The 11,797-nt window shown below is 61.0% G+C and carries 9 protein-coding genes; 6 read left to right on the forward strand and 3 right to left on the reverse strand.

Annotation, left to right across the window (positions count from 1 at the left end):
- Window positions 1-163: 163 nt before the first annotated feature.
- From AEQ67_RS11330 to AEQ67_RS11340, 3 genes are all read left to right on the forward strand, one after another.
- Complete coding sequence (locus AEQ67_RS11330; RefSeq protein ID WP_059403940.1) at window positions 164-796, forward strand: LysE family transporter; 633 nt, start codon at window positions 164-166, stop codon at window positions 794-796.
- Between the two features lie 171 nt (window positions 797-967).
- Window positions 968-2,866 (forward strand): cytochrome c/FTR1 family iron permease, encoded by a 1,899-nt coding sequence (locus AEQ67_RS11335; RefSeq protein WP_059403941.1) that lies wholly within the window; start codon window positions 968-970, stop codon window positions 2,864-2,866.
- 106 nt (window positions 2,867-2,972) lie between these two features.
- Window positions 2,973-3,428, forward strand: coding sequence for a YaiI/YqxD family protein (locus AEQ67_RS11340; protein WP_059403942.1), 456 nt, complete (start codon window positions 2,973-2,975; stop codon window positions 3,426-3,428).
- A 132-nt stretch (window positions 3,429-3,560) separates the two neighbouring features.
- On the opposite strand, the gene elbB is transcribed toward AEQ67_RS11340, so the two are convergent.
- Window positions 3,561-4,229 (reverse strand): isoprenoid biosynthesis glyoxalase ElbB, encoded by a 669-nt coding sequence (gene elbB, locus AEQ67_RS11345; RefSeq protein WP_059403943.1) that lies wholly within the window; start codon window positions 4,227-4,229, stop codon window positions 3,561-3,563.
- Between the two features lie 116 nt (window positions 4,230-4,345).
- On the opposite strand from elbB, the gene AEQ67_RS11350 reads away from it, so the two are divergent.
- On the forward strand, window positions 4,346-5,581 hold the full coding sequence (locus AEQ67_RS11350; protein ID WP_059403944.1) for a sterol desaturase family protein: 1,236 nt from the start codon (window positions 4,346-4,348) through the stop codon (window positions 5,579-5,581).
- Here the strand turns inward: AEQ67_RS11350 and AEQ67_RS11355 are convergent.
- Complete coding sequence (locus tag AEQ67_RS11355) at window positions 5,562-6,185, reverse strand: DedA family protein (RefSeq protein ID WP_059403945.1); 624 nt, start codon at window positions 6,183-6,185, stop codon at window positions 5,562-5,564. The genes AEQ67_RS11350 and AEQ67_RS11355 overlap by 20 nt on opposite strands.
- A 208-nt stretch (window positions 6,186-6,393) precedes the next feature.
- Here AEQ67_RS11355 and hemB point away from each other — a divergent pair, with 208 nt between their 5' ends.
- Complete coding sequence (gene hemB, locus AEQ67_RS11360; RefSeq protein WP_059403946.1) at window positions 6,394-7,407, forward strand: porphobilinogen synthase; 1,014 nt, start codon at window positions 6,394-6,396, stop codon at window positions 7,405-7,407.
- Between the two features lie 18 nt (window positions 7,408-7,425).
- On the forward strand, window positions 7,426-9,648 hold the full coding sequence (gene ppk1, locus AEQ67_RS11365; protein ID WP_059403947.1) for a polyphosphate kinase 1: 2,223 nt from the start codon (window positions 7,426-7,428) through the stop codon (window positions 9,646-9,648).
- Between the two features lie 393 nt (window positions 9,649-10,041).
- On the opposite strand, the gene ppx is transcribed toward ppk1, so the two are convergent.
- Window positions 10,042-11,544, reverse strand: a complete 1,503-nt coding sequence (gene ppx, locus AEQ67_RS11370) for an exopolyphosphatase (protein WP_059403948.1) — start codon at window positions 11,542-11,544, stop codon at window positions 10,042-10,044.
- Window positions 11,545-11,797 lie beyond the last annotated feature (253 nt).

The raw sequence follows: 11,797 nt of genomic DNA on the forward strand, positions 1-11,797 counted from the left end.
GCAGCTCCTACATTGGAATGCGCCCTCCTGTAGGAGCTGCCGAAGGCTGCGATCTTTTGCTTTTGGCGTTTCGCGATCCTCGTTTCCGACAAAAAATCGATGGTCATCGGCCCAAAGCCGCATTAGCTTAGACGTCTGTCACGAGTCTGAGTCGAGGTGTGCAATGGAGCTTCAAACATGGCTGGCGTTTTTTGCCGCCTGCTGGGTGATCAGCTTGTCCCCCGGTGCCGGCGCCATTGCGTCGATGTCCAGCGGTCTGCAATACGGTTTCTGGCGCGGTTACTGGAACGCCCTGGGCCTGCAATTGGGCCTGGCGGTGCAGATTGCGATTGTCGGCGCCGGTGTTGGCGCAATCCTCACGGCTTCGGCCACGGCCTTCTACGCGATCAAATGGTTCGGCGTGGCGTATCTGGTTTACCTCGCGATCAAGCAATGGCGCGCGCTGCCCAGCGATATGAGCGACGACGCGGCCATACGGCCGATCGGTAAACCACTGGTTCTGGTGTTCCGTGGTTTCCTGGTGAACATCAGCAACCCCAAGGCACTGGTGTTCATGCTGGCCGTGCTGCCGCAGTTCATCGACCCGCACGCGCCGCTGCTGGCTCAGTACCTGATTATCGGCGTGACCATGGTCTGCGTTGACCTGATCGTCATGGCCGGCTACACCGGGCTGGCGTCGAAGGTATTGCGCCTGTTGCGTACGCCCAAGCAGCAAAAACGCATGAACCGCACCTTTGCCGGGCTGTTCATCGGCGCGGCGGCATTCATGGCGACGCTGCGCAAAGCGACGATGTAAAACCGTCAGGCACAAAAAAAGGCGACCCTTGCGGTCGCCTTTTTCATTCAAGACTTCACGGAGGTTCTCTCCGTCAACGCGTCAGCAGGCAGTTCATTGCGAACAAAGCTTGAGTGAAAGTCATTGGAAGTGAACAATGTGTTACTTCGTATTTCCAATTGAGATTCATTCATGACTGCCCCGTCCCGTTTACTGGCCTGGCTGGTGTTCCCGTTGTTTGCCCTGTGCAGTTTCAACCTGCTGGCCGACACCGTGGAAGGCGCACCACAAGCGCTGCATTTGCTCGATTACATTGGCGCTGACTATCCGGAATCGGTACAAGCGGGCAAGGTCATCAATGAGACGGAATACCGCGAGCAGCTGGAATTCATCAAGGTGCTGCAAGGCTTGATCGCCGCCATGCCGGCCAAACCGGAAAAAGCCGGGCTGGAGCAAGGCGTCGGTACGCTGCGCAACGCGATCACCGCGCGTCAGGATGGCGCGGACGTCGCCCGCCAGGCTCGTCAGCTCGGTGCGAAGCTGGCAGTCGCCTATGAAGTCAGCCAGGCGCCGATCATTACCCCGGACCCGACACGTGGAGCGCCGCTGTACGCTCAGCACTGTTCGGTCTGCCATGGCGATGCGGGTGCCGGCGATGGCCCGGCAGGTGTCGGCCTGACGCCGCCACCGGCCAATCTTCGTGACACGGCGCGTCTGGACCACTTGAGCCTCTACGCGATCTACAGCACCTTGGGCCTGGGTGTCGAAGGCACTGACATGCCGGCCTTCGCCGATCAGCTCGACGATCGTCAGCGTTGGGACCTGGCCACCTATATCGCCAGTTTCAGCGTCGATCCGGCGGCGGCTAAATCCGAAAAGACCTACAACATCGCCGACCTGGCCCGTCAGACGCCGGCTGAAGTGCAGGCTGCCGACGGCCCGCAAGCCGCGGCGACGTTCCGTACTCAGCGCGCGCAACCACCGCAGGTCAAGCGTGGCCCGGCGCAATTGCTCGACTATACCGCCGCCACGCTGGACAAGAGCGTCGCAGCCTACCGCGCCGGCGACCACGATCAGGCCTACGACCTGTCGGTGGCCGCGTACCTGGAAGGTTTCGAACTGGTCGAAAGCTCCCTGGACAACGTCGACGCCAACGTGCGCAAAGACACTGAAAAATCCTTGATGGCTTACCGTCAGTCGTTGCAGGACGGTTTGCCGGTGGCCCAGGTCCAGGAGCGTCTGGACGCGGCCAAGGCCAAGTTGAAGACGTCCGCCGGGTTGTTGGGCAGCGATGGCTTGAGTTGGTCGCTGAGCTACATCTCCGGCCTGCTGATTCTGTTGCGCGAAGGCCTGGAAGCGATTCTGGTGCTGGCGGCGATCCTCGCGTTCCTGCGCAACACCGGTCAGCAATCGGCAGTGCGCAGCGTCAACGTCGGTTGGGGCCTGGCGCTGTTGGCCGGCTTGGCGCCCTGGGCGCTGGCGGCGTATGTGATCGATGTCAGCGGTTCGCAACGCGAATTGCTGGAAGGGGCGCCGGCGTTATTTGCTGCGGGGGTGGTGCTCTGGCTCGGCGTGTGGATGCACGACCGTCGTCACGCAGCGGCGTGGCAGGATTACATCAAGAGCAGCCTGGTGGGCGGCGGTGGCCGATTCGGCTTTGCGACGCTGGCGTTCTTCTCGGTGTATCGCGAACTATTCGAAGTGATCCTGTTTTACGAAACCCTGTGGTTGCAGGCAGGCCCTGCGGGTCATAACGCGGTGCTGGCGGGCGGCGCGACGGCGTTGGTGTTGCTGGTCGGTCTGGCCTGGGTGATCCTGCGCGGCTCGGCGAAACTGCCGCTGTCATTGTTCTTCAGCATCAACGCCGGCCTGCTCTGCGCGCTGTCGGCGGTGTTTGCCGGGCACGGGATGAAGGCGTTGCAGGAAGCCGGGGTCTTCGGCACCCGGCCGGTGCCGTTCTTTGACTTCGACTGGCTGGGGATCCACGCTGATGCGTATTCGCTGAGTGCTCAGGCCGTGGCGATCATTGCGATCATCGTGTTGTATGGCCGCAGTCGGCTGGCTGAGAAGCGGCGGGTGCAGGTTTCTTAAAGCATTCGCTGCGCTCACATTCGCGGGCAAGCCCGCTCCCACAGGTTTAGCGTTAACCTTGTGGGAGCGGGCTTGCCCGCGATGCTTTTCAACAGAGGAAAACCCAATGCGTGTGTGGATCGATGCCGACGCTTGCCCGCGGGCGGCCAAGGATCTGGTGGTGAAGTTCGCGCTCAAGCGTCAGTTCGAAGGGGTGCTGGTGGCCGGACAGCCGCAGATCAAACCGGGGCGGGCCCTGGTGAAGCTGATCGTGGTGCCCAGCGGCCCGGATGCGGCGGAGGACTGCCTGGTGGAACACGCCGTGCCCGGCGAACTGGTGATCTGCAGCGACGTGCCGCTGGCCGACCGGCTGGTGAAGAAGGGCGTTTCAGCGCTGGACCCTCGGGGCAAGGAGTTCGATGCGCAGAACATGGGTGACAGGCTGGCCGTGCGTAACCTGTTCACCGATTTGCGTGAACAGGGTCAGATGAATGGCGGCCCGGCGCCGTTTGGCGAGCGCGAGAAGCAGGCATTTGCCAATGCGCTGGACCGGATCCTCACCCGACTATCGCGCAAACCCTGAACCCCGCAACCCCTAACCCCCGCAACCCCTGTAGGAGCTGGCTTGCCAGCGAAGGCTATTTAACAGCCAACAAATAATGCGTTGAATGTCATGGCCCCTTCGCTGGCAAGCCAGCTCCTACAGTAAACCGGGTCAGGCGTCGTTTTCGTGGGTCAGTTCGAGCACGCGGTCGACCAGTTTGTTGATGCCCGACGCCGCTTCGCTGATCGATTGCGCCAGCATGTAAGCCGGAGTGCTCACCAGTTTGCGCGCCTTGTCTTCGACGATCTCGCTGACCGCGCAATCGGTGTGGGTCGCGCCCATCTTGTTCATGGCCGCAGCGGTGTCGGCGTCGTTGCCAATGGTGCAGGTCACACCCGGCCCATAGATCTTCGCCGCCAGCGCCGGCGAGATGCAGATCAGCCCGACGGGCTTGCTTGCTTCGGCAAACGCTTCAGCCAGTGCCAGGACTTCCGGCTGCACGCTGCAACCAGCGCCTTCGATGGCGAAGTTCGACAGATTCTTGGCTGCGCCGAAACCACCGGGCACGATCAACGCATCGAAATCTTCGACGTCCGCTTCGCGAATATCCTTGATGTTGCCCCGAGCGATTCGCGCCGATTCCACCAGCACGTTGCGCGATTCGGGCATTTCTTCGCCGGTCAGGTGGTTGATCACATGCAACTGCGCAATATTCGGTGCGAAACACTGCACCTGAGCGCCTCGTTGGTCCAGGCGCAGCAAGGTAATCACGCTTTCGTGGATCTCGGCGCCGTCGTAGACGCCACAGCCGGAAAGGATCACTGCAATTTTTTTGCTCATGGGCTTTTCTCCAGATTCATGGCGTTAAATGTCCACTAATTTGTCACTCGTTGCCATAGGGTTAATTCACGGCTACACCTAGCATCTGTCCTCAAGATTCCGACTCAGGGCGTGTCATGGACTTCATTCTGTATGCGGTGCCGTTTTTCTTTGTGCTGATCGCCGTCGAACTACTGGTGGATCGTTGGCGCGGGGTGAGCAATTATCGCGTGGCCGACGCGATCAACAGCATCAGCACCGGCGTGTTGTCGACCACCACCGGCCTGTTGACCAAGGGCGTGGGCCTTGTGACCTATGCGTTCGCCCTCAAGCACCTCGCGTTGTTCGAACTCTCGGCCGAGAGTGTTTGGGTCTGGGTATTCGCCTTCGTCCTCTACGACTTCTGCTACTACTGGCTGCACCGCATGGGCCACGAGCGCAACATCCTCTGGGCGGCGCATTCGGTGCATCACCAGAGTGAGGACTACAACCTCTCCACGGCCCTGCGCCAGACCAGTACCGGGTTCCTGCTGAGCTGGATTTTCTACCTGCCGATGGCCGTGCTCGGTGTGCCGTTGCTGGTGTTCATCAGCGTCGCGTCGCTGAACCTGCTGTACCAGTTCTGGGTGCACACCCGGCACATTCCCAAGCTCGGCTGGTTCGAGTGGTTCTTCGTCACGCCGTCCAATCATCGGGCTCACCATGCACAGAACGCTCTCTACATGGATCGCAACTACGGCGGGGTGTTCATTATTTGGGACCGTCTATTTGGCTCGTTCCAGGAAGAGGACGATAACGAACCGGTGATTTTCGGCGTGACCACGCCGCTGGCGAGCTGGAACCCGGTGTGGGCGAACGTGCAGTTCTATGCGCAATTGTGGGCCGATGCGCGGCGTGCCGAGAGCACCTGGGACAAGCTGCGGATCTGGTTCATGCGCACCGGTTGGCGGCCGGCGGACGTGGCGGCCAAGTACCCGATGAACAAACCGGACCTGAGTCAGTTCCGCAAATTCGAAGTGCTGCTGGAGGGGCGTCAGCAGGTCTATGTCGTGCTGCAGTTTTGCGTCTACATCGCGCTCGGCAGCTATTTGATGAACCTGGAGCCGAGTCTGCCGACCGCCGCCTTGGTGCTGGGCTGGAGTGCGGTGGCGCTGGGCTTGTTTGTGCTGGGCGTGGCCCTGGAGAATCGCCCGTGGGCGTTGAAGCTGGAGCTGCTGCGGCTGGCATCGAATGTGCCGCTGGTGTGGCTGGCGCCGGTGGTCGGGCTGTGGCCGGCCAGCGCGGTGGGCTGGGTCGGCCTGATCAGTTACAGCCTGCTCAGTGGTATCGGTCTCTACTGTTGCAGAAACCGTTTCACTCGGCTGGCGTCTTAGTCTCGGCAGCCTTGGCCAATTCGGCCTGCTCGTCGGCGTAGATCTTCTTCGCCAGACGGGCATTCTTGAAGCGTCGACGCAGCCACAGGACGAAGCCCAGCACCAGCAGGGCGCCGAGCACCCACAGCTCGTATTTCTTGACGCTGCCGAGCATGCCTTCCAGCACCGCACCGAAGTGATAAGCGGCAGCCGCCAGCGCCGTCGCCCAGATCGCCGCGCCAATCCCGTTCAGCAACAGATACCGGCCCGGCGGATAGCCCGACAAACCGATCGCCACCGGCATCACCGTGCGCAGGCCATAGACGAAGCGGAAGCTCAGCACCCAGATGTCCGGATGCTTGCGAATATGCTCCAGCGCTCGATCGCCCATCATTTGCCAGCGCGGCTTGCGTGCCAGCAACTTGCGGCCGTGCTTGCGCCCCAGGAAGTACCAGAGCTGGTCGCCGGCATAGCTGCCGAAGAACGCTACGACGACCACCAGGTTGATGTCCATGTATCCACGGAACGCGAGGAAGCCTGCGAGCACCAGAATGGTTTCGCCTTCGAAGAACGTGCCGAGGAAAAGGGCAAAGTAGCCGAAGTCATGCAGAAATTGTTGGAGCATTGTCTGGGTGCTGGCGAAATGAACGCGCAGCCTAACCCTTCGTGCACATTCATGAAAGTGTCCAAATGTGTCTCGACGTGAACATTTCCTACAAGGACAATGGAATGCGACTACCTGTCACAGGGGTGCACACAACTGTAATACGACCGTCATAATGGTCGCTTATAACTGTCACGCTCGCCCGCCAGCGCGGGCTCTGGAGTCTGCCGTGAGCTTTACCCCCGCCAATCGTCTGTTTCCTGCAACCCGCCTGCGTCGCAACCGCCGTGATGATTTCTCGCGTCGATTGGTCCGTGAAAACGTTTTGACCGTTGATGACCTGATCCTGCCGGTGTTCGTGCTGGACGGTGAAAACCGTCGCGAAGCAGTGGCCTCGATGCCTGGCGTTGAACGCCTGACCATCGACCTGTTGCTCGAAGAAGCGGCCAAGTGGGTCGAGCTGGGGATTCCGGCACTGGCGCTGTTCCCGGTGACGCCGCCAGAGCTCAAGTCGCTGGACGCCGCAGAAGCCTGGAACCCCAACGGGATTGCCCAGCGCGCAACTCGCGCCTTGCGTGCGCAGTTCCCTGAACTGGGTGTGATCACCGACGTCGCCCTCGACCCGTTCACTACTCACGGTCAGGACGGTATCCTCGACGAAGAAGGCTACGTGCAGAACGACATTACCGTCGATGCACTGGTCAAGCAGGCCCTGTCCCACGCCGAAGCCGGCGCTCAGGTAGTGGCCCCGTCGGACATGATGGACGGTCGCATCCAGGCGATCCGCGAAGCGCTTGAGCTGGCCGATCACGTCAATGTGCGGATCATGGCTTACTCGGCGAAGTACGCCAGCGCCTATTACGGCCCGTTCCGCGACGCGGTCGGTTCGGCGCTGAACCTGGGCAAGGCCAACAAGGCCTCCTATCAAATGGACCCGGCCAACGGCAACGAAGCCCTGCACGAAGTGGCGGCGGACTTGTCAGAAGGCGCGGACATGGTCATGGTCAAGCCAGGCATGCCGTATCTGGATATCCTCTACCGGGTCAAAGAAGAATTTAAAGTGCCGACCTTTGTTTATCAGGTCAGCGGTGAATACGCCATGCACATGGCGGCAATCCAGAATGGCTGGTTGAGCGAAGGGGTTATCCTCGAATCCCTGACCGCTTTTAAACGTGCAGGCGCCGATGGCATCCTGACTTACTTTGCCGTTCGTGCTGCTCAATTGTTACGAGAGCAAAAATAGCCCTCCCAGGAACATTCGATGAATACCGAAGGACTCACTGAAGTTGCTGTAAAAGATGCTCAACCCGTGGTGGAGCAAATCTCCGAAACCCCGCCGGAACTGGAGCCTGCTCCACCCGCGGTGGTCGCCGAGCCCGTTGCGGCGGCACCGGCGATTGCCATTCCCGGCCTGGATGACAGCAGCCTGTACATCCATCGCGAGCTCTCGCAACTGCAGTTCAACATCCGCGTGCTGGAACAGGCGCTGGATGAGTCCTACCCGTTGCTGGAGCGTCTGAAGTTTCTGCTGATCTTCTCCAGCAACCTGGACGAGTTCTTCGAGATTCGCGTTGCCGGCCTGAAGAAGCAGATCACCTTCGCCCGTGAACAGGCCGGCGCCGATGGCCTGCAACCGCACCAGGCCCTGGCCCGGATCAGCGAGCTGGTGCACGGCCACGTCGATCGCCAGTACGCGATCCTCAACGACATTTTGCTGCCGGAACTGGAAAAGCATCAGGTCCGCTTCATTCGCCGGCGTCACTGGACCACCAAACTCAAGACCTGGGTCCGCCGTTATTTCCGTGACGAGATCGCGCCGATCATCACCCCGATCGGCCTCGACCCGACGCACCCGTTCCCGTTGCTGGTGAACAAGAGCCTGAACTTCATCGTCGAACTCGAAGGCATCGACGCCTTCGGTCGCGATTCCGGTCTGGCGATCATCCCGGCACCGCGTCTGCTGCCCCGGGTCATCAAGGTGCCGGAAGAAGTCGGCGGCCCTGGCGACAACTATGTGTTCCTGTCGTCGATGATCCACGCTCACGCCGATGACCTGTTCCAGGGCATGAAGGTCAAGGGCTGCTACCAGTTCCGCCTGACCCGAAACGCCGACCTGTCCGTCGACACCGAAGACGTGGAAGACTTGGCCCGCGCCCTGCGCGGCGAGTTGTTCTCCCGTCGCTACGGTGACGCGGTGCGCCTGGAAGTCGCCGACACGTGCCCGAAACACCTGTCCGACTACTTGCTCAAGCAGTTCAACCTGCACGAGACCGAGCTGTATCAGGTCAACGGTCCGGTCAACCTGACCCGACTGTTCAGCATCACCGGCCTGGACAGCCAGCGCGAACTGCAATACCTGCCGTTCACGCCGCAGATCCCGAAACTGCTGCAGAACAGCGAGAACGTTTTCAGCGTGATCAGCAAGCAGGACATTCTGCTGCTGCACCCGTTCGAGTCGTTCACCCCGGTGGTCGACCTGCTGCGCCAGGCGGCCAAGGACCCGCACGTACTGGCGGTCCGTCAGACCCTGTATCGCTCCGGCGCCAACTCGGAAATCGTCGACGCGCTGGTCGATGCGGCGCGTAACGGTAAAGAAGTTACTGCGGTGATCGAGCTGCGTGCGCGGTTCGACGAAGAGTCCAACCTGCAACTGGCCAGCCGTCTGCAAGCGGCCGGTGCGGTGGTGATCTACGGCGTGGTCGGCTTCAAGACCCACGCCAAGATGATGCTGATCCTGCGTCGCGAGGCCGGCGAGATTGTCCGTTACGCCCACTTGGGTACGGGCAACTACCACGCAGCCAACGCCCGTCTGTACACCGACTACAGCCTGCTGACGTCCGACGACGCCTTGTGCGAAGACGTCGGCAAACTGTTCAGCCAGTTGATCGGCATGGGCAAGACCCTGCGCATGAAGAAGCTGCTGCACGCGCCGTTCACGTTGAAGAAGGGCATGCTCGACATGATTGCCCGCGAAACCCAGTTCGCCCTCGACGGCAAACCGGCGCACATCATCGCCAAGTTCAACTCGCTGACCGACCCGAAGATCATCCGCGCGCTGTACAAGGCCAGCCAGTCCGGGGTGCGTATCGACCTCGTGGTGCGTGGCATGTGCTGCCTGCGTCCGGGCATCGCCGGGGTTTCGCACAACATCCACGTGCGCTCGATCATTGGTCGCTTCCTGGAACACACCCGGGTCTTCTACTTCCTCAACGGTGGTGAGGAGCAGATGTTCCTGTCCAGCGCCGACTGGATGGAGCGCAACCTCGACAAGCGCGTCGAGACTTGCTTCCCGGTCGAGGGCAAGAAGCTGATCATGCGGGTCAAGAAAGAGCTGGAGCTGTATCTCACCGATAACACTCACAGCTGGAGCCTGCAGTCGGATGGTCGTTACATCCGCAACACGCCGACTGGCAACCAGAACCCACGCAGCGCCCAGGCAACCTTGCTGGAGCGTTTGGGCAGCCCGATTCTGGCTGTTCGTTAACGCTGGTGTGAGGTAAAAAAAAATGGCGATCCCTGCGGATCGCCATTTTTGTTTCCGCCACCGCCCCCTGTAGGAGCTGGCTTGCCAGCGAATGGCCTTCAAGCCTTGCATCGATTTCAAGGATGCCTTCGCCAGCAAGCCGGCTCCTACAAGGACCGTGTCCGACGAACGTTTACCGGTGTGCATTGAACGCTTTGGCAGCCCGATTCTGACTGTCCGGTGTGATGTAAAAAAATGGCGATCCCTGCGGCTCGCCATTTTTGTTGCCCCACCGTCCCCTGTAGGAGCTGGCTTGCCAGCGAATGGCCTTCAAGCCTTGCATCGATTTCAAGGACGCCTTCGCCAGCAAGCCGGCTCCTACAGGACCGCGCCCGGTAAACGTTTACCGGTGTTTTAGCGAACGCTAAGCACGAAGCCAACCCGTGTCAGCCATTCCGCTTCGAGGGCGAAATCGGCCTGGGTCAGCTGGTTTTCGTCCAGCCAGTTCTTCGGGAACTGCACATCAAGGCTGTCGCCATTGGCATGCAGCACGACCTGGGGCATTTCCTGGGTGCCGCGGATGTGATGGAACAGGATCGCAAAGCGCAGCAGCACGCACAGGCGAATCAGCTTGATGCCTTCGTCGCCAAAATCGGCAAACCGGTCCCGGGGAATATTGCGGCGGTGACCGCGCACCAGCAGCGCGAGCATCAGTTGGTCTTCGCGGGAGAATCCGGCCAGGTCCGAATGCTCGATCAGGTAAGAGCCGTGCTTGTGGTACTGATAGTGAGCGATGTCCAGGCCCACTTCATGGACCTTGGCCGCCCAGCCGAGCAGCTCGCGCCAGACGCCATCGTCCAGGTCCCAATCCTCGGCCACTTGATCGAAGGCATGCAGCGCTTTGCGCTCGACCCGCGCCGCTTGTTCCAGATCGACGTGATAACGCTCCATCAGCGAGCTGAGGGTGCGCTCACGGACGTCTTCGTGATGATGACGGCCCAACAGGTCGTAGAGCACGCCTTCGCGCAGGGCGCCTTCACAGTGGTCCATGCGTTGCAGTTCTAGGGCGTCGAAGATGGCTTCGAGAATCGCCAGGCCGGCAGGGAAGATCGCCCGGCGGTCGGGCTTGATGCCTTCGAAGTCGATCTTTTCGACGTCGCCGAGCTTGATCAGTTTGCGCTTGAGCCAGGCCAGGCCTGGGGCGTTGACTTCACCTGCACCGTGACCGCCGGCCTTCAGCGCCAGGCCGATGGCGCGAATGGTGCCCGAGGAGCCGATGGCTTCATCCCAGGTCAGGCGGTGCAGGGCGTGTTCGATGCTCATGATCTCCAGCCGCGCCGCGGTGTACGCCTGGGCGTAGCGGGCCGGGGTGATCTTGCCGTCCTTGAAATAGCGCTGGGTGTAGCTGACGCAGCCCATTTGCAGGCTTTCGCGCAGCAGCGGTTCGAAGCGCTGGCCGATGATGAATTCGGTACTGCCGCCGCCGATGTCGGCCACCAGGCGCTTGCCCGGGGTGTCGGCGAGGGTGTGGGAGACGCCGAGGTAGATCAGGCGCGCTTCTTCGCGGCCGGAGATGACTTCCACCGGGTGGCCGAGGATTTCTTCGGCGCGGCGGATGAATTCGCCACGGTTGCGGGCTTCACGCAGGGCGTTGGTGCCGACGATCCGCACGGCGCCAGTCGGCATACCGTTGATCAGTTGGGCAAAACGCTTCAGGCAATCGAGCCCGCGCTGCATGGATTCTTCACTGAGCTGGCGCTCATCGTCGATGCCGGCGGCCAGCTGCACCTTCTCCCCGAGTCGTTCGAGAATACGGATTTCGCCGTTCTGGGCCTTGGCCACGACCATGTGAAAGCTGTTGGAGCCCAGGTCGATTGCGGCGATCAGGGACAGATTCTTGGCTTGGGATTGCGGCATGGTCAGGGGGTCTCGGTCGATAACCTCGACATCGTGCCACGATCAAACGCTGCCGCCAACGCATAGGGGCTGCCGAAGGCTGCGATCTTTTACCACGGGGCATCCGAGGTGTTGCGAATGGCCTCTTCGCGGGCAAGCCCGCTTGTATGGTAGGACTTGAAGGGAGGAGGAGGGACAAAGCCCGATTCTGACTGTTGACGCAGTACAGATCCGTGGGAGATTTCGCCTCTCCTCCTTTCACCCAAGCGCCGAT

The organism is Pseudomonas sp. RIT-PI-q (genome assembly GCF_001297125.1).
GTDB lineage: Bacteria > Pseudomonadota > Gammaproteobacteria > Pseudomonadales > Pseudomonadaceae > Aquipseudomonas.

Coding starts and splice junctions, on each gene's coding strand:
- AEQ67_RS11330 (WP_059403940.1), top strand. CDS start 164: ATGGAGCTTCAAACATGGCTGGCGTTTTTTGCCGCCTGCTGGGTGATC.
- AEQ67_RS11335 (WP_059403941.1), top strand. CDS start 968: ATGACTGCCCCGTCCCGTTTACTGGCCTGGCTGGTGTTCCCGTTGTTT.
- AEQ67_RS11340 (WP_059403942.1), top strand. CDS start 2,973: ATGCGTGTGTGGATCGATGCCGACGCTTGCCCGCGGGCGGCCAAGGAT.
- elbB (WP_059403943.1), bottom strand. CDS start 4,229: ATGAGCAAAAAAATTGCAGTGATCCTTTCCGGCTGTGGCGTCTACGAC.
- AEQ67_RS11350 (WP_059403944.1), top strand. CDS start 4,346: ATGGACTTCATTCTGTATGCGGTGCCGTTTTTCTTTGTGCTGATCGCC.
- AEQ67_RS11355 (WP_059403945.1), bottom strand. CDS start 6,185: ATGCTCCAACAATTTCTGCATGACTTCGGCTACTTTGCCCTTTTCCTC.
- ppk1 (WP_059403947.1), top strand. CDS start 7,426: ATGAATACCGAAGGACTCACTGAAGTTGCTGTAAAAGATGCTCAACCC.
- ppx (WP_059403948.1), bottom strand. CDS start 11,544: ATGCCGCAATCCCAAGCCAAGAATCTGTCCCTGATCGCCGCAATCGAC.